The sequence below is a fragment of the uncultured Phocaeicola sp. genome (genome assembly GCF_948499155.1).
Classification (GTDB): Bacteria; Bacteroidota; Bacteroidia; order Bacteroidales; family Bacteroidaceae; genus Phocaeicola; species Phocaeicola faecalis.
The window spans coordinates 1-17,785 of sequence record NZ_CAOOSE010000045.1; the positions used below are offsets into that span (position 1 = coordinate 1).

Here is a 17,785-nt window from a genome sequence, read left to right on the forward strand (position 1 = left end):
ATAATAATCGGCTTGCAAAGGTACGGCTTTTCTTTGAACTGACAAACAAATTAAGTAATTTTTTGGTTGATTTTCAGGGGGAGAGCTCACATACGGCAGTAAAAAAGGGAAGATTAATTCATCTCCCCAACTTATCTTTTCTTAAAAATACTCTTTTAATGCCTCCATCCCGAATCGGATTCACAAACCGGGCAACCATATCCGGCAGACTGACGAAGCTTCAAAAGTTCCGTTGCAGATACCCGCACCACTTTTCCATCAGGACGACCATAGCACAATGTTCCTTCACGACGGGCTGTTTCTTCTATCAATCGCTGCTCGGCCAGTTCTAAACCATAACGCAATTTCTCGCTCAGTTCCTTATATTCTTCTTCAGTTGACATAACTTCTGATTTTATTAAAGAGTTCATGATTATAAATGTGTGGCTCTTCCCGCAAACGAAAAGCATCAGCCACAATGACACGCGGTGTAGAGCTATTGTCTGCCAGCATCCAATAGTCCACACATGACATATAAATATGGAAAAAGTTATCCAATCCCGCACGGTAACGACGGCGAATGATAGGTGCCGGCACATCATGCCCTCCATTGGCAACACGTTGCTTTACTCGTTCAATGGCCAACTCAGGCGAATTCAACCAGAAATAAATCAGGCTGACGCTATAGCCCTGGCTCTGCGCCTGATGAATGAGATTAATATAAGAACGGGTAGAGAGCGTTGTTTCAACAGAAAAACTGACTCCGGCAGAAAGCAATTCGCCAATGCGTTTAAGCATTAGCCGACCGGCTTCAATAGCTACACTTGAGGGATTAAAAGGAGAAAGGCCTTTTGCGATTTCGTCAGCATTGACGAACTCGCGACAGTCCAATATTTCGGGAAGCACTGTATAGGATGCCGTCGTTTTTCCGGCCCCGTTGCAACCTGCTATTATATAAAGCTTAGACATTAATCTCCTTTTCTATTTTATGTTATTGGTGACAAAGTTAACGATTATTTCTAATCTTTGTTCTTCCAAAGCCATAAAAGTGACGAAGAATAGCACATTTTTTGAAGATTTGTGCAAATTACAAGAAAAGGCGGGTTCTCACCCGCCTTATATTCTATATTTTCTGTTTATTATCTTACCAAATCCTTTGGATAAGCAGCCGGCATCTTCACCCGTTTCCAAGTTTCATAATACCATGAATTAATATCATTGCCATCCTTATCAGTTTTCACGAAGAACTTCAGCACCATTACATCACCACCTTTCATCTCGAACTCCAATATATTGTCCGTACCTACCAATTGAGGCAAATGCAGATTCTTCTCAACATGCTCTGTATATGCATTCTCTGCGGTCTGTTTATAGGTTCCCGCACCAATGATAATAGCTCCATGGTTAGGAATTACCGTCATATTTGTAAACTTTCCGTCGTCAGACAAGATTTTGAATGAATTACTCGGTTTCAATTCTCCAGGAGTATTCGGAACACCGGACACATAAAAACACATCTGCCAAATGCCTTTTAAATCAGCAGGGGCAATAGCGGATTTATTTTGTCCCATTACATGAGAGGTACCGATTAGCATAAATGCCACCAGCAGTAAAAATAAAGAATGTCGTTTCATAGTCGTATAATATTTAGTTAACAAATTGCGTAATGTGGATACACAAAATTAGAAATAATTTTCATATATCCACGTTTTTAAATGACTTTTTTACAGGTAAATACAAAAAAAATCCTGCTCTATGTTATAGGGCAGGATTCTTCATCATTATTTATATCTTTTAGAATTCAGCATTGCGCGGAGTACGCGGGAACGGAATCACGTCACGGATATTGGTCATACCTGTCACGAACAACAACAGACGTTCAAAACCAAGTCCAAAACCGGAGTGAGGACATGAACCGAACTTACGAGTATCCAAATACCACCACATATCTTTCATCGGAATGTTTAATTCCTCAATGCGGGTCATCAGTTTATTATAGTCCGCTTCACGTTCAGAACCGCCAATAATTTCACCAATCTTCGGGAACAACACATCCATAGCGCGGACTGTCTTTCCGTCTTCATTCTGCTTCATATAGAATGCTTTGATTTCTTTCGGATAGTCAGTCAGGATAACCGGGCGTTTAAAGTGTTCTTCTACCAGGAAGCGTTCGTGCTCTGATGCCAAGTCCACTCCCCAATAAACCGGGAATTCAAACTTATGGCCTTTCGCTACCGCTTCTTCCAATATCTTGATACCTTCTGTATAAGGCAAACGGACGAAAGTTTCGTTCAATACCCCTTGCAAACGTTCTATCAAGCCCTTGTCGAACATATCATTCAAGAACTTCACATCGTCATAGCAGTTATCCAGTGCCCACTGAACACAGTATTTAATGAAATCTTCAGCCAAATCCATATTGTCAATGATGTCATTGAAAGCCACTTCCGGTTCAATCATCCAAAACTCTGCCAAGTGACGCGGAGTATTCGAATTCTCGGCACGGAAAGTCGGGCCGAAAGTATAGATAGCGCCCAATGCTGTGGCAGCCAACTCACCTTCCAATTGACCGGAAACAGTCAAACTTGCCTGTTTGCCAAAGAAGTCATCATCATAAATAATAGAACCGTTCTCATCCTTCTTCAGGTCATAAAGGTTCTTGGTAGTAACCTGAAACATCTGACCGGCTCCTTCACAGTCTGATGCTGTAATAATAGGAGTATGAAAGTAGAAAAAGCCACGTTCATGGAAAAACTTATGGATAGCAATCGCCATATTGTGACGAATGCGGAACACTGCGCCGAAAGTATTGGTACGCGGACGCAAGTGAGCAATCTCACGAAGGAATTCCATCGTATGACCTTTTTTCTGCAACGGATAGGTGTTATCGCAAGCACCCAGCACCTCAATTTCACGTGCCTGAATCTCGGCTGCCTGACCCGAACCGATAGATTCGGTCAGTTCACCGTTCACGCTGATACATGCACCTGTAGTGATAAGCTTCAACATTTCTTCGTCGAAGTTTGACAAATCAACTACTATCTGCACATTATTTATTGTAGAACCGTCATTCAGGGCGATAAAATTTACCTGTTTGCTACCACGGCGGGTACGAACCCAACCTTTTACATTGACCGTTGCACCAAAATCACGGCGCTTCAACAAGTCAACTACCTTTGTTCTACTAATTTTTTCCATTGTTTTGTCTCTTAATTATTATTTTACTTGATTATTCGAATGAGCCCATGCGAAGCATATTCACTTCCTGTTCTGTCAGGTAACGCCAGTCACCGCGACGAAGCCCTTTCTTGGTCAGACCTGCAAAATACACACGGTCCAATTTCACAACCTTATAACCCAGTGATTCAAAAATACGGCGCACGATACGGTTCTTTCCGGAGTGGATTTCGATACCTACCTGTGACTTATCTGTATCCGAAGCATAGCTGATAGCATCTGCATGGATATCACCGTCATCCAAAGTAACGCCGGCCGCTATCTGGTCAAGATCTGCCTTAGCTACATTTTTATCACAATATACATGATAAATCTTCTTCTTCAGATATTTCGGATGAGTCAGTTTAGAAGCCAAATCACCGTCATTGGTCAACAACAGAACGCCGGTCGTGTTACGGTCCAGACGGCCTACAGGATAGATACGTTCCTTGCAGGCATCCTTCACGAAGTCCATTACCGTCTTACGTTCCTGAGGATCATCGGAAGTAGTCACACAATCTTTCGGCTTATTCAGCAATACATAAGCTTTGCGTTCAATACTAACCGGTTCGTCGTGAAACTTCACCTCGTCCGTACGCTTGATTTTAGTACCCAGTTCTGTCACTACCACACCGTTTACGCTTACCACTCCGGCTGTGATGAATTCATCAGCCTCACGACGAGAGCAAACACCGGCATTTGCCAGGAACTTATTCAAGCGAATCGGTTCGTTCGGATCAGTCAGAATATCCTTATATTCTATCTGTTTCTTCAAGCTATATTTAGCATTCGGATTATAATCACCGGTGCGCGGACGGTAAGGACGGTTGTATCCGCCGCCCTGATTGTAACCTCCGGTACGCGGACGATACGGACGGTCTCCGCCTTCACGGTTATATCCGCCGCCCTGATTATAACCTCCTATGCGGGGACGCGGAGTATAGGGACGCTGTTCACCGCCTTCGCCACTATTGAAACGCGGACGCGGAGTGTACGGACGCTGTTCACCGCCTTCACGGTTATAATTGGTACGCGGGCGCGGAGAGTAGGGACGCTGCTCACCACCTTCGCGGTTATAGTTGGTACGCGGACGATACGGACGTTCGCCTCCCTCTTCACCGCTGTTAAAGCGGGGACGCGGAGTGTACGGACGTTGTTCGCTGCCTTCACGGTTATAATTAGTACGCGGACGATACGGGCGTTCACCGCCTTCTTCACTGTTAGGATTAAAACGGGGACGTTGCGGGCGTTCGCCGTTATTGTTATAACGATTGTAAGAAGGACGCTCACCATTATTATATGAAGAGCGATAAGGACGTTCTCCTCCCTCGCGGTTATAGCTGGTGCGGGGACGATACTGACGCTGTTCGCCGTCGTTGTTGTATCTGTTGTAATTATTGTCTCTGTTATAAGACTTATAACCACCATCACGGCTGACATTCTGGTTTTCTTCGTTTACAGAACCTTCTTGTCTGTTTTCATTTTCTGTACTCATGATTTCTCCTTAATTTAATTAATGTATAACGCCCTCTCGGGCTCTGTTTCTTTTTTTAGTTTGAATAAATAACGTTTCAAATGCCTGTATAGTTGTGCGGCGTAATCTCACGCAGCTCTTTTTTTATTTCTTCACTGACATTCAATGTTTCGATAAATTCTTTGATAGACGATTCGGTAATAGCCTGATTAGTACGTGTCAACGCTTTCAGAGCCTCATACGGGTGCGGATAAGCTTCCCGACGAAGAATGGTTTGAATAGCTTCTGCCACTACACTCCAACAGTTATCCAAATCCTCATAAATCTTATGTTCATTCAACAGCAGCTTACGCAACCCCTTCAATGAACTTTGAATGGCAATGATGATATGTCCGAAGGGTACACCTACATTGCGCAGCACAGTAGAGTCTGTCAAGTCACGCTGCAAGCGCGAAACCGGCAGTTTAGAAGAAAGGTGCTCCAATATAGCATTGGCCATACCCAAGTTTCCTTCCGCATTTTCAAAGTCGATAGGATTCACTTTATGCGGCATTGCGCTCGAACCGACTTCACCCGCCTTGATTTTCTGCTTAAAATATTCCATAGAGATATACTGCCAGAAGTCACGGTTCATGTCAATCATAATGGTATTGATGCGTTTCATCGCATCAAAGACAGCTCCCAGATTGTCATAATTTGAAATCTGAGTGGTGTATTCCTCACGTTCCAGACCAAGCTTTTCAGCCACAAACTTATTGCCGAATGCTTTCCAGTCATATTGCGGATATGCCACATGATGTGCATTATAGTTACCTGTGGCTCCACCGAATTTGGCAGTGAGAGGACACGCCTTTAACACAGCCAGCTGACGGTTAAGACGATAAACGAACACCATGATTTCCTTTCCCAAACGGGTGGGAGACGCAGGCTGTCCGTGAGTTTTGGCCAACATCGGAATATTTGCCCATTCTTCTGCATAAGCAGTCAGCTGCGCAATCAGTTCTTCAATCTGCGGATAATATACTTGTTCCAATGCTTCTTTGACAGACAAAGGCACTGACGTATTATTTATGTCCTGAGAGGTAAGGCCGAAGTGGATAAACTCCTTGTACTCTTCCATTCCGCCCAACTTGTCGAATTGTTCCTTAATGAAATATTCTACAGCTTTAACATCGTGGTTTGTAACACTTTCTATTTCCTTAATGCGCCCGGCATCGGCTTCCGAAAAGTTTTGGTAGATAGCACGAAGCGATGCAAAACGTGCATGGTCAAAGCTTGTCAGCTGCGGTAACGGTAGCTCACATAAAGTGATGAAATATTCTATTTCTACCTGCACACGGTACTTAATGAGTGCAAATTCAGAAAAATAAGAGGCCAAAGCTCCCGCTTTTCCTCTGTATCGACCGTCAATAGGTGATATTGCCGTGAGTAAATCGAGCTCCATAATATATTTTAGATAATTATCAGGCTGCAAAATTAATTCTTTTTATTGAGTTTAACCGCCTCAATCACTATAAAGTTTGCGAAAATCACATTTATTATTTCACAAATCCTTTCTTTGCCCACTTCATACTATTCCAACGCCGCACAAAAATGATGCCGCGAATGTTCTCGTCCAATAAGAAAGCACACCACATACCGACCAGTCCCCACCCCCAATAGAGTCCGAACAGATAGCCGCAGCCCACTGCTATGCCCCATTGTACGACTACCCCTACATAAAAAGGATAGTTCACATCTCCGGTTGCACGAAGGGCATTGGTGGCATAAATGTTGATGGCACGCCCCACTTCGAGCACCACATCGACAAAAAGAATGACAGTACCCAAACGGACAATCTCTGCATTGTTTGTCAACCAACTGAAGAGCGTGTGCCCCATCAAAGCCCAAATACAGGAAAGTACCAGCGACACTAAAATAGAAATACGCATCACATACTTGCCCAACAGATAGGCAGCCCTTATTTTCTTCTCTCCCACCAAATGTCCAATGCAGATAGCCCCGCCTTGTGCCATGGCTATTGCGAAGAGGTAGACAAACATCACAATATTAACCACATAAGTACGTGTGGTCAGAGCTTCATTGCCCAGCATATTGATAAAATAAGTCAGCACCACCTGCGAAAAGCTATAAGACATATTCTCTCCTGCCGACGGAAGACCGATTTTCAACAGATTCTTCAGTTCCACAAAGGGGAAAGGGCGAAAATAGTCAACCGGAAACTTGGGTATATATTTACGAAACAGAATGATAAAGAGGATAACCATCGACACGCCCCGGGCGAAAGCTGTCGAAACGGCAGCCCCTTCCACTCCCAATGCCGGCATTCCAAACTTACCGAAGATTAAAGAGTAATTGCCTACGATATTCAGAATATTCACTACAACAATGACCATCATAGGGTAGACAGCCTTGTTAGCACTACGCAAAGAAGCAGAAACCGTCAGTGAAAGTGCCTGAAAGAAGGCGAACGCCCCCACTATCTCCATATACCCCACTCCATAGGTCATCAACTCGGGACGCAGCCCCATCAGCGTCAATAATGACGGCGCTCCATAATGCAGAACAGCGCTTACCACTAATCCGAGCACAAGATTGAGCAGGATAGCCACTCCTACCACCTGAACCACATTCTTCTGTTTCTTTGCCCCCAAATATTGCGAACAAAGCACAGAGGTACCCAAGTTTATCACCTCAAAGATAAGAAAGGCAAACATAATCAGCTGGTTCACCACTCCGACGGCGGCAACCGCATTGTCCGAATACTGGCTCAGCATGATAGTGTCAACTGCCCCCAGCATCATAATCAATAAAGTTTCTATAAAGATAGGTACGACCAGCTTAGACAAATTCCGGCGCACACTTCTCGGTTCTTTTATTTCATTCACTTGTTACCCTGTTTTTTTCGAGGTGCAAAGTTACTGAGTTTTCGGATGGTAACTGTTTGACTTATATCAAGAAATAGAGAGATTCAGACAAACATTCACCAACAAAGGGAAGAGTAAGCCGTTTCGTAGGGTCAGCCAAGGCTTTTTAAACGGAAGATTATTACAGTCTCCGGCAGCGGACTGTACGGTCCGTTACAGTGGACTGTACGGTCTACCGCAATGGACTATACAGTCCATTGCCGGAGTCTATAGTAATTCGACCTATAGACAGGCATAATCGAAAGGACGAAAACGCTTAGTCCGGCTAATGAAACGACTTAGGGAGTTCTAGACGTATGCAGAGGTTGGAAACCGGAGGAGACAACATCCGGAAACAGGTGTTGGGCCGCTAGCTTTGTAAGCTGAGCCATAGAAATGCACTTTTCATTTCAAGAACAAGTGCTTTCATTTTAATCTGCCAATGAATGAGGGATAACTTTAAATGACTTCTATATAAATTAAAATAATTATGCAGTATACAATAAAAACTTTTCTATCGTTTAGACATATTTAACCCCTTATCAAAATAGTCAATGCCTGTTCTACGGACGGTAAAACAGGCAAGACCCAAAAAGCAAGACCGATGCTGTGTTTGCATTGCTATAAATATAATCCGTATTTATGCTGTCGTGTGCTGAAAAATGTGTTTGTGTTACTATTGCTGTTTCAAATACGCTTTATACATCTTGTCTATCTCATTCAGGGGAATCTCCAATGTCTTCAGTTGTCTGAAAAACTCCGGCAAGTCCTCATGCAAGAAAATATCTTTGCGAAGAGTGATGATACGCTCTTTTGCTCCTGTCGATACAAAATAGCCAATGCCTCGTTTATTGTATATGATTTCCAACCCTTGCAAATAATCATAAGTGCGGACTACCGTATTGGCATTCACTTCCACTGTGCCGGCATATTCCCTGACCGAAGGAATCCGCTCTTCTTCGGGATATTGCCCTTGCAGAATCTCGTCGCATATTCGGTCGGCTATCTGCAAATAAATAGATTTACTTTCCTTAAATTTCATAGCAAACGGAATTTAGGGTTAATAACCTGTGAACGGGTAAAGAGCTTATAGCCCAGCCGCCAGTTAAGTGCGGTCAGCAAGAAGAAAAATAGAGCACCGGCTCCGGACATAAAGTTCTCTGTCAACCAACTTGAATTATGCTGCATCATATCATACAGCCAATTCCAATGAAGGGAGCCTGCATTAACCACAACATAGGCAAGCACCAGGCTGACAGCAATTATGATTCCTGTAGTTTTAACAAACGCAGACTTATACCAGATATTTCCTCCTAAAATATATAATGAATGAAACCACAACAGGATAGAGAACACACACAGCCAATTATAAAACATAGTTTGTTCGATAATTCGAGAACTTTCACCATCCCATACTTGTACCGGGTAAGTCACAAAAGGATTGAATACATTACATGACATTTCCCACACCTGAGGCAGTACAAAAGTATTCACAGCATCAGGAAAATCAAAAAGGGGTACAAACAGAAAGTGAGTCAGTTCCGCCAAAACAGAAGCTCCGATTAAAAGGATAACCGTTCCCACCGTCACATAACATGCGCATGCTACAAACTTTTCAATAGAAGTAGCAGGAACCATCAAATAGGCTATACGAAGCTCCTTAGTACGCATATTTTCCATAATACGAGAAGCGAAATAAAGGAAAGCAACAACCGTTATCACTATGAATGTCTGAAAATGCCCTTGTGTAAAATCAGAAGAAGTTCTTTCGGTGATACGAGCTATTTCATATCCATCATACTTTGCCATAATACCTAAATAGGTAAGTAAAAAAGCGGAATACAAACCCAAAAAACCAAACAGGTTCTTTTTCCTGTTTCCCATAATCTCGCGTTTCATCACCATGGCGATACGCGACAAACAAAAGAAGTTATTAGTATACATAATGTGCCTGTGTCTTTATTTGTTCAACATTGTATATGATTTCCAGCCCTTGCAAATAATCATAAGTGCGGACTACTGTATCGGCATTCATCTCCACTGAGCTTGCAAATTCTCTGACCGAAGGAATCCGCTCTTCTCCGGGATATTGTCCTTGCAGCATCTCGTCGCATGCTCCGGTTATCTGCCGATAGATGAATTGACTCTCTTCATATTTCATATCAACCGGAATTTGGGTTTAATCACTTGCGAACGGGTAAAGAGCGTATAGCCCAGCCACCAGTTGAACATTGTGAAGGCACTGAAGAAAGCGCCGCCCAATGCAAGCAGTTTGTTCAGAGTCATCCATTGGAAATTCTCTTCCAGCCAGTCGTGAAGCCCCATCATGCCTTCTTTTCCTATCCATTCCACAATCTGTACCGTAATAATAGAGCCAAGAATAGAAATCACAATCAGTGTCCCCAAAGTCTTGAGAAAAGCTCTCTTGTACCAAAAACTTCCTCCCAAAACATAGAGTGAGTGTGACCAAATCAGAAAGCTCCATCCACAAGCCTCACCCAGCCAAGGCATATACTCCATAGTAAAAGCATTAGAACCTCTGAATGACTGTTCACCGTCTACAGCAATCATAGAAAACACCTTGAACAGCGCAGAATGATGAAATATATCAGGCAAATTAAACAAAGGAAGCAAAATATAACGGGTAATCTCCGCCAAAAGCAGTCCGACAGTAACCACTACCACAAATCCCAGCGTAGCCATCAGGAAGCGTGCCACATATTTCTCTACCATCGTTGCAGGAAGCATCAAAAAAGAGATGCGCATTTCCTTATTCTTCATATTATCCAAAATGCCGGAAGCATAAATCAAACTCCCCAACATGAAGATAAAGATGAAAGAACCCATGACATTCGTACAATAACGCGTAAAGAACAGAACCGGATTAGCAAATGTATTTTCTGCATTTACGCTCATTCCCCACATATTGCCTACCATTACTATTGCAAAAGCGGCATAAAGTCCGATTAAACTATACAGGTTCTTTTTCCAGTTTTCCATAATCTCGCGTTTCATCACCATGGCGATACGCGAAAAGCTAAAGAAATGATTAGTATCCATAATGTGTCTGTGTCTTTACTTGTTAAATATTGATTGCATTTTTTCTCTTTCTGCCAACATTGCGTTGAACAGCACTTCCAGATTCAGCTTGGTTTCTTCGTTATAAACATTGGGAAGAATCACGCTGTTGCCCTGAACCGAAGGCTGTACATACAGTGCGGCTTCTGTCGGCTCATTCATTCCTTGTTCTGCAAAATACAGTTTCCCACAAATATCCTTAACTGATTCATTCAGTAATACATGGGTACCGTCGATTATCACCACATGATCCAACAGACTGTCAATATCCCTCACTTGATGGGTAGAAATAACCACTGACTTGTCGTCTGTCATGCCCGATGCAATCACCTTGCGGAACTGACTTTTGGAAGGAATGTCCAGTCCGTTACTGGGTTCATCCATGACCAGCAAAGAAGTATTGGCAGCCAATGCAAAACACATGAAAGCCTTTTTCTTCTGTCCCATAGACAGTTCTCCCAAATGAATGTCCTCATTCATATCAAAATCATGGAGGCAGGCTTTTAACTGTTCATTGCTGAAAGCCGGATAAAAGGGAGCATTCAGTTTTACGTATTGTTTCAAGCTGACGGATGGTAATGCAAATTCCTCGGGAACCAAAAACATATCCTGCAATGTCAAAGGATAACGCAACGAAACGTCCACTCCTTTATAGAGCACTTTACCTCCTTGCGGACGGAGTAACCCTGTCATTAAATAGAGCAAAGTAGATTTACCGGTACCATTCTTACCCAAAAGACCATAAACCGAACCTTTATCTAGTGTCAGCGAAAAGTCATTAAAGACTTTTTGTTTCCTCTTTCCATAACTGAAAGATAAGTTCTTTACTTCAATCATCATTGTGTTTATGTATTTAATTAGTTATTTAGTGTATTAGTTTATTAGTACACTGCAAATGTATAGATATTATTGGAATAAGCAAGAAGGGAAGGGGCTATTTAACCTCTATTAACCACCTAAGTTACATACAAACGAATCAAGCGGGCAATCACTCAGTACTGTCCGCTCGAAGTCAGGATAAATAAATGAAAAAAAGAAAGACTACTTAATTCCTTCCAAAGCTTTCGTAGCCGTCTCATTTCCAGGATCTATCTCCAATATTTTATTCCAATAAATCTTGGACTGGGGATAATCGGAGTTCACAAAATAATAATATCCCAAGTAACTGTTACATTCCACCAATAGAGATTTAGATGCATCCGGTTTCTGCTCTAAAATAGAGAGTGCCGCTTCATAATAGGGTTTTGCCAATCCCTGAGTAGTTTCAGGATCACGCAAAGAATTGACGCGGGCCCGCCAAAAGTTACCTAAATAATTATCGGGAACCTTTTCTGCTACCTGAGCAAAGACAGTATCGGCTTCTGCCAGATACTCCTGCTGCTTATCTTTATAGGTAGAATCGGTCGCAGCATAATAGTTCAGACGACCGTATAAAAACAGGTCGCTCACTTCAGATTTATCTTTCAACGCATCCAGATACTCTTTATAGGCAATAATAGCATTCGGATAGTTTCCTTGTTTTTCGTATATCTCTGATATTTCTTTATGAATGTCGGGATGTTGGTTATCCATAGACAAGGCCTTATGAAACTGGGCAATTGCTTCATCATATTGCTTCGTCCCGGCAAGCAGACGTGCGAAATAAATATAGTCCAAATACACGAAATCAGGATTATCAGGGTTGGCAAAGAAAGTTGCTGCATCTTCCAGTCCGGCCTGATAAGCTTTCAGTTCCATGTCGTTATACATGGCCAGGCGCTTCAATACGTGACTGTCGGGAGATGACGCCAAGCCTTTCTTTACAATATCTAAAGATTTATCATAATCTTTGTTCAGATAAAGTAACATGGCATAGCGTGTGTAGTCTTGTTCGGCGGGAACACCTGTCTTCATATAAACTTCATAGGCTGCTTTTGCTTTGCCATATTGTCCCATGGTGTAATATACATCCCCCAATTCTTTATTGATACGGTTGTCATCGGGTGTCTTAGCCTGTAAACGCATCAACATATCTATAGAGAGCTGTGGGTCGACTCCCTTATAAACTTCGGCGTACTTTAAATAGGCATCGCTACAGTTTTCATCCAAATAAATAGCTTGATTATAATCGCTGCTGGCTTTATTGGCATCATTCAGTGCCAAAGCGACATCACCGCTCAGCAGGTAGGCGAGGGCACATTTCCCATTAACATCCTTCGCACGTTGGGCGTATTCGGCGGCTATGTCATTCTTGCCTTGCTTTAAATAAGCACGTCCAATCTCAACCAAAAGGTCTGTATTCTTCTTGTTTTTTCCTTTCAGCAAATTATCAAAAGCATCGGCCGCTGCGGTCGGATTATCTTTTATCAATGCGGCGGCCTGTTGCACTTGTTGCGTCCATTCGCTGCCGACAGGCTTCTGCCCCCATAATGTGGCAACAAAGCACAAGCTCATTACGGTTAATAAATATTTCTTCATGACTTTCTTTTTTTCTATTCATTTAATACCTATTCATCTTGCACGTTAACAATTCTCACAGCAGCCGTAGCCGGTACCAAACCCGACTTCAGGATAATGCGCTGTCCACGGAAGTCTGTCAAGAAAGACGACAAGCCGGAAGGAAGGCCGCTTTTGGGATCATTGAGCAAGATGTACACATTGCGGGTTAATGGATATTGATTCAAAGCCAGATAAGCCTGATAAGGTTTGAAACTATTTTCCACTGTAGCCGAATCCGCACGGCTTACCGCCATCACCCGGATGGCTTTATGAAAAGAGAGACGAGTGCTGTCTGCATCATTACCAACCCAATTCACACCAATAACGCCAAGTGCATCGGGATGACGGGCTACATAAGAAATGACTTCGGGATTCGTCTTTTGTGCTTTCAGGTTGTCGGAAAGCGCTTGTCCGCCACAAATTGAGTCAATCGCATAGTGTACCGTACTCGAATTCGGATTATCAAACACAAGTTGCAATTTCCCTAAACGTGACTTCGGATAGAGTTGTTTCCAGTCGCTAACCTTCCCTGTCAGAATCTTCTTGAATTGGTTGACTGTAATCAGCGAATCTTTATTTTGTTCATTGACGATGAGTGCCAGGCCATCAGTAGCCATCTTGACAGAAACCGGAAAGAATTTCTTATCATTGAAATAATTCACTTCTTTATCGGTCAATTGCCGCGTGGTGATGGCCAGGCGTACGCTGTCTTTCAGCAACAAGTTCATTGCTTCTACTTCACTGCAATATATAGGTCGTATTGTAGCTTCAGGATTTAATGCCTGAAAAACTTGCAGTTCTTCTTCTATAATAGGACGAAAAGTTTCATCCACCGCTATTTGAATGTTACCTGAAGTCAGCGTATCATCCTCTCCCGGTTTGGGCTTGCTGCCGCAACTGCCAAGCAGCAGCAACAAACCCGCCAGTAATGTAATAAACAGTTTCACCATCTTCTTCGGATTATTGTAACTTGAACGTGATAGGAACATTATAGTACACAGGAACGTTGCGTCCATTCTGCCGTCCCGGAATCCATTTGGGCAAAGACTGTATGACACGTACCGCCTCCTTGTCACAATAGGGATCAAGTGAACGCACCACTTTTACGTCCTTTACTTCTCCTGTGGCCGAAACGACAAATCGAACAAAAACTTTTCCCTGAATACCGTTTTCGGCTGCAATAGTGGGATAATGCAGATTCTTACTTATATAAGAAAGCAATTCCTTATCGCCTCCGGGAAACTGCGGCATCTGCTCCACCATCGTATAAGGCTTTTCTTCCGGTTCCGGAGCTTTCGTTATCACCTCCTTCAACTCGGCAATATCCTTGCCATTCAGTTCATCATTTCCCTTTACATCGGCAATGGAGATAGCGACTTTAGTTTGTGTCAACTCGTTCTGGCTCTTTATATCATCATCTTCATGCACCTCTTCATCCTTTTTAATGACAGGGGCGGTAAATTTGATAGAACTTTTCAGAGCAGGGGGTGGAGCAACCGGTTCCACCTTTTTGAACTCTTCCTGCTTCACTTCCGGCTCTTCCAACTGTGAGAGAGTAGTTACTTCGGTCATTACCTCTTGTTGTTTCGGTGTAGCCAACTTAACCAACGTCGGTATACTGAAACCAATCGCAGCAATTACTACCACCAATACCATCGCTAGCGTATGACGCTTGGGCGAATTGGCACGCATCTTATAAGCACCGTACGCCTTGTTCTTATCTTGGAATACCAATTCACACCATTCGGGTGAGGTTAAATCTATTTTTGACATGTTATTTCCTCCGTTTAGGTGTTTATACTATTCCGCGATGTGATTGGTCAGATCGCCTTTCGTATCAAAATTCTTCATTAAGAACTGATCGGCATCCGCCATATCCGTTATCACATACTTACCTATATTGCATATCTGCATTTCATCAAGGGCATCTATCAGATTTTTATAAGAAGAATCGTCTGTAGCTTTGATAATCACGGTGGGGGTATCCTTTCCGCTTTTTATCTCAGCCAGTTGCTTCTTATAGTCATCTTCCGATATTTTAAGTTCGGCTTTTTGCTTCTTCAGCTCGTTTACTTCACGAACTGCCGCCGAGTTCTTCTTCAATAAAACAGACCGCAGACCGTCAGCGTTATAAGTTGTCTCCTTCAGCGAGGTGTAATCTTTGTAGTTCGGTTCACCTTCGTAATAATACAGCTTATCGTTTCCAGCCAACAAAAGTGTGATGGCCTGAGAAGCTTTCACCTTGCTTTGTTGTTCTTCGGTAATGTTCTTATCGTTGCTCGGCATACTTATTTCCATCGTCTGAGGTTTGCTCAGCGTGGTACACAGCATAAAGAAAGTAATCAGCAACATATTCATATCCACCATCGGTGTGAAATCCACGCGAACGGTCATTTTTTTCTGCTTCGTGCCTTTCCCTTTTTTGCTGCTTTCTTGTACTTCAGCACTCATAATTCGTCATTTTATTTTTCAGAAGTAGTTTTCAGAGAGGTAATCAGATTATACCGGTTCTCTCTGAGATCCTGAAGTGAGTTCATTACTTTTTTAATAACAGCGTAAGGGGTATTGGCATCCGCTTTAATAGCAATACGTAAATCAGAATTCACCGCCCGGGCATTACGCACCCAGGACTTAAACTGATTGTCGGTGCTGTCACAAGGAATACCTTCATTCTTCAATATCCGGTCTTGCTTTTCCGTCGGCAAATCCAGAAACTTCGGCATACTTTTCATCGGTACACCAAAAGTAGAAGCAACGATAAATTTCTGCTCCTGCTCGGGAGTGAACTTTACCCCATACTCTTCACCCATTTTCTCCAATACAGCTTTCATGTCCGGCTGCTTGTCGAGGCTCATAAATATCTTTCCAGCCGGATCAACCAAAATCTGGAGAATATTCGTTTCCGGTATTTTAATCTCGGATACGGACGCGGGAGTGAACACCTCTACCGGCTCTTTCTTTACAAATGTTGAAGTCAACATAAAGAAGGTCAATAGCAATACAGTGACATCACTCATAGCCGTCATGTCTATGAACATACTTTTCTTTTTAATCTTTGCTCTACCCATAGTAGTTTGATTTTAAGGGTTAGCACGATTATTTATGAGAAGCCGCAAAGGTCTGTACAATAGAGAAACCTACTTCATCGAGGCTGTAAGTCAGTTTATCAATCTTGTTAGTATAGTAGTTATAAGAAATAACTGCCAAGGCACCGGTCAAGATACCAAAAGCCGTATTAATCAATGCTTCCGAGATACCTTGAGACAAAGCCATTGAGTCTGTACCGCCACCGGCAGACAAAGCTGCGAATGAACGAATCATACCAATTACCGTACCCAGCAACCCCATTAATGTTCCCAATGTAGTAATTGTACCGATAATAGGCAGATTCTGCTCCATCATAGGCAGTTCCAGAGCAGTAGCTTCGTCCAGCTCTTTTTGGATGGCAAGTACTTTTTGATCTTTAGAGAGCGTCGTATCATTTTCTACTTCAGCATACTTTTTTAAAGTAGAAGTAACAACATTGGCCACAGACCCACCTTGTTTATCGCAGAGCTCTTGTGCTTTGTTCATATCGCCGGCAGCTAAAGCGGATTTAATATGGGCCACAAATTTTACCAACGACCCTTTACCAAAAGCGGAACGGATAGCAAAATAACGTTCAATACTCAATGCGATAACAGTGAGTAGCAAAGTCTGGATAATAGGTACCACAATACCACCTTTGTATATTGTACCCAGAAAGTGCCCGGGCAACGGATGGTTATTCGGATCATTATTCATAAAGTTGGCAGGATTGCCAAGTATGAAGTGGTATATACAAACTGCTATGATGAAGCAGCATATAATTACCCAACCTGCATTTTTAATGCCTACAATCTTATTAGTAGTTTTTGTTTGAATAGCTTCCATAATTTCATTTATTTAATTAATCGTTTTTATGAAAACCGAAGTTTCCATCTTATAATAAAGTCAGAAATAGAGATAAAACACCATTCCCCGACACTCTCACCAAGGCATCGGAGTATGGAAAACAACTAAATTTATAACGATTAATTAAATCAGAATGCGTCTCAGCGTGAACACAAAATAATGGCATGCCGGAGACACACAATGAATGGGATTTGAAGGGAACATCTTAGCCTTGCCTAACGCCAAGCTATCTTCCCTGAGTGAGAAATAATTTATGAGAATTTTTAAGAAGTCCTGTTGATGTTCCTCAGCACGACGAATACGCGCATCATCAGGAATGAGTTTTATCACAACCTGTTGGTTGCCACTTACTAAATCGTTTGAATAAGAAACGGTATCATTATTGAGGTGATGATTGGCAACCGATTGTTCACACTGCCCAATAGTAGATGAAGATTTATCGATGGAAGAAGAAAAGGCTTCTGCATCGATACTCTGGTATTTAAAGAGAAATAGAAGAGTCAATAATACTATTTTAAGTATTAACTTCATTTTGTTGAGCTTTAAAAGATTTCCGGTTCGTATTGTATCAACAAGCAAAAAGTTTTTTTGTTCACGAAAAGAACATATTTCTTTTAATTTAATCACAAATACATCTACTGTAGCAATCCCCACTCACTCATAAACATACAAAAGAAGCCTCCGAATCATTTGACTGACTCGGAGGCTTTCATTAAAACGG

At 42.3% G+C, this 17,785-nt stretch carries 18 protein-coding genes and 1 pseudogene; all 19 read right to left on the reverse strand.

Annotated features, from left to right (window positions below):
- Window positions 1–155: 155 nt before the first annotated feature.
- Window positions 156–383: a hypothetical protein gene (locus QYT14_RS18320; RefSeq protein ID WP_237039899.1), complete on the reverse strand. Its 228-nt coding sequence runs from the start codon at window positions 381–383 to the stop codon at window positions 156–158.
- Complete coding sequence (locus tag QYT14_RS18325) at window positions 373–948, reverse strand: zeta toxin family protein (RefSeq protein ID WP_005942901.1); 576 nt, start codon at window positions 946–948, stop codon at window positions 373–375. Before QYT14_RS18325 ends, QYT14_RS18320 begins: the two co-directional genes overlap by 11 nt.
- Before the next feature lie 170 nt (window positions 949–1,118).
- Entirely contained in the window at window positions 1,119–1,613 is a 495-nt protein-coding gene (locus QYT14_RS18330) for a DUF4488 domain-containing protein (protein WP_237039898.1), read from the reverse strand.
- A 160-nt stretch (window positions 1,614–1,773) separates the two neighbouring features.
- Window positions 1,774–3,177 (reverse strand): asparagine--tRNA ligase, encoded by a 1,404-nt coding sequence (asnS, locus tag QYT14_RS18335; protein ID WP_288325425.1) that lies wholly within the window; start codon window positions 3,175–3,177, stop codon window positions 1,774–1,776.
- Window positions 3,178–3,208: 31 nt separating this feature from the next.
- The gene (locus QYT14_RS18340; RefSeq protein ID WP_288325426.1) at window positions 3,209–4,690 is read right to left on the reverse strand and encodes a pseudouridine synthase; all 1,482 of its coding nucleotides are present in this window, start codon (window positions 4,688–4,690) and stop codon (window positions 3,209–3,211) included.
- Window positions 4,691–4,766: 76 nt separating this feature from the next.
- Window positions 4,767–6,113: an adenylosuccinate lyase gene (gene purB, locus QYT14_RS18345; protein ID WP_288325427.1), complete on the reverse strand. Its 1,347-nt coding sequence runs from the start codon at window positions 6,111–6,113 to the stop codon at window positions 4,767–4,769.
- A gap of 94 nt (window positions 6,114–6,207) precedes the next feature.
- Window positions 6,208–7,557, reverse strand: coding sequence for an MATE family efflux transporter (locus QYT14_RS18350; RefSeq protein WP_288325428.1), 1,350 nt, complete (start codon window positions 7,555–7,557; stop codon window positions 6,208–6,210).
- Between the two features lie 694 nt (window positions 7,558–8,251).
- Window positions 8,252–8,617: a GntR family transcriptional regulator gene (locus tag QYT14_RS18355; protein ID WP_237039890.1), complete on the reverse strand. Its 366-nt coding sequence runs from the start codon at window positions 8,615–8,617 to the stop codon at window positions 8,252–8,254.
- Window positions 8,614–9,519, reverse strand: a complete 906-nt coding sequence (locus QYT14_RS18360; protein WP_288325429.1) for a hypothetical protein — start codon at window positions 9,517–9,519, stop codon at window positions 8,614–8,616. The genes QYT14_RS18355 and QYT14_RS18360 overlap by 4 nt, the downstream gene beginning before the upstream one ends.
- A gap of 28 nt (window positions 9,520–9,547) precedes the next feature.
- Window positions 9,548–9,736, reverse strand: a pseudogene (locus QYT14_RS18365) (GntR family transcriptional regulator); the annotation flags it as partial.
- Complete coding sequence (locus QYT14_RS18370) at window positions 9,733–10,635, reverse strand: hypothetical protein (protein ID WP_288325430.1); 903 nt, start codon at window positions 10,633–10,635, stop codon at window positions 9,733–9,735. The gene QYT14_RS18370 and the pseudogene QYT14_RS18365, both read right to left, overlap by 4 nt.
- A 15-nt stretch (window positions 10,636–10,650) precedes the next feature.
- Window positions 10,651–11,493, reverse strand: a complete 843-nt coding sequence (locus QYT14_RS18375; protein ID WP_237039887.1) for an ABC transporter ATP-binding protein — start codon at window positions 11,491–11,493, stop codon at window positions 10,651–10,653.
- Window positions 11,494–11,694: 201 nt separating this feature from the next.
- The gene (locus QYT14_RS18380) at window positions 11,695–13,110 is read right to left on the reverse strand and encodes a tetratricopeptide repeat protein (RefSeq protein WP_288325431.1); all 1,416 of its coding nucleotides are present in this window, start codon (window positions 13,108–13,110) and stop codon (window positions 11,695–11,697) included.
- A gap of 29 nt (window positions 13,111–13,139) precedes the next feature.
- Window positions 13,140–14,081 (reverse strand): substrate-binding domain-containing protein, encoded by a 942-nt coding sequence (locus tag QYT14_RS18385; RefSeq protein WP_237039885.1) that lies wholly within the window; start codon window positions 14,079–14,081, stop codon window positions 13,140–13,142.
- 10 nt (window positions 14,082–14,091) lie between these two features.
- A complete protein-coding gene (locus QYT14_RS18390) occupies window positions 14,092–14,904 on the reverse strand; it encodes an energy transducer TonB (RefSeq protein ID WP_288325432.1) in 813 nt (270 codons plus the stop codon).
- 27 nt (window positions 14,905–14,931) lie between these two features.
- Complete coding sequence (locus tag QYT14_RS18395) at window positions 14,932–15,582, reverse strand: biopolymer transporter ExbD (protein WP_237039883.1); 651 nt, start codon at window positions 15,580–15,582, stop codon at window positions 14,932–14,934.
- An 11-nt stretch (window positions 15,583–15,593) separates the two neighbouring features.
- Window positions 15,594–16,199: a biopolymer transporter ExbD gene (locus tag QYT14_RS18400; RefSeq protein ID WP_288325433.1), complete on the reverse strand. Its 606-nt coding sequence runs from the start codon at window positions 16,197–16,199 to the stop codon at window positions 15,594–15,596.
- Between the two features lie 28 nt (window positions 16,200–16,227).
- Entirely contained in the window at window positions 16,228–17,043 is an 816-nt protein-coding gene (locus QYT14_RS18405; RefSeq protein WP_288325434.1) for a MotA/TolQ/ExbB proton channel family protein, read from the reverse strand.
- Between the two features lie 144 nt (window positions 17,044–17,187).
- Entirely contained in the window at window positions 17,188–17,691 is a 504-nt protein-coding gene (locus QYT14_RS18410; protein WP_288325435.1) for a hypothetical protein, read from the reverse strand.
- Window positions 17,692–17,785 lie beyond the last annotated feature (94 nt).

Coding starts and splice junctions, on each gene's coding strand:
- asnS (WP_288325425.1), bottom strand. CDS start 3,177: ATGGAAAAAATTAGTAGAACAAAGGTAGTTGACTTGTTGAAGCGCCGT.
- QYT14_RS18340 (WP_288325426.1), bottom strand. CDS start 4,690: ATGAGTACAGAAAATGAAAACAGACAAGAAGGTTCTGTAAACGAAGAA.
- QYT14_RS18355 (WP_237039890.1), bottom strand. CDS start 8,617: ATGAAATTTAAGGAAAGTAAATCTATTTATTTGCAGATAGCCGACCGA.
- QYT14_RS18320 (WP_237039899.1), bottom strand. CDS start 383: ATGTCAACTGAAGAAGAATATAAGGAACTGAGCGAGAAATTGCGTTAT.
- QYT14_RS18330 (WP_237039898.1), bottom strand. CDS start 1,613: ATGAAACGACATTCTTTATTTTTACTGCTGGTGGCATTTATGCTAATC.
- QYT14_RS18395 (WP_237039883.1), bottom strand. CDS start 15,582: ATGAGTGCTGAAGTACAAGAAAGCAGCAAAAAAGGGAAAGGCACGAAG.
- QYT14_RS18385 (WP_237039885.1), bottom strand. CDS start 14,081: ATGGTGAAACTGTTTATTACATTACTGGCGGGTTTGTTGCTGCTGCTT.
- QYT14_RS18405 (WP_288325434.1), bottom strand. CDS start 17,043: ATGGAAGCTATTCAAACAAAAACTACTAATAAGATTGTAGGCATTAAA.
- QYT14_RS18375 (WP_237039887.1), bottom strand. CDS start 11,493: ATGATGATTGAAGTAAAGAACTTATCTTTCAGTTATGGAAAGAGGAAA.
- QYT14_RS18370 (WP_288325430.1), bottom strand. CDS start 10,635: ATGGATACTAATCATTTCTTTAGCTTTTCGCGTATCGCCATGGTGATG.
- purB (WP_288325427.1), bottom strand. CDS start 6,113: ATGGAGCTCGATTTACTCACGGCAATATCACCTATTGACGGTCGATAC.
- QYT14_RS18390 (WP_288325432.1), bottom strand. CDS start 14,904: ATGTCAAAAATAGATTTAACCTCACCCGAATGGTGTGAATTGGTATTC.
- QYT14_RS18400 (WP_288325433.1), bottom strand. CDS start 16,199: ATGGGTAGAGCAAAGATTAAAAAGAAAAGTATGTTCATAGACATGACG.
- QYT14_RS18360 (WP_288325429.1), bottom strand. CDS start 9,519: ATGTATACTAATAACTTCTTTTGTTTGTCGCGTATCGCCATGGTGATG.
- QYT14_RS18380 (WP_288325431.1), bottom strand. CDS start 13,110: ATGAAGAAATATTTATTAACCGTAATGAGCTTGTGCTTTGTTGCCACA.
- QYT14_RS18325 (WP_005942901.1), bottom strand. CDS start 948: ATGTCTAAGCTTTATATAATAGCAGGTTGCAACGGGGCCGGAAAAACG.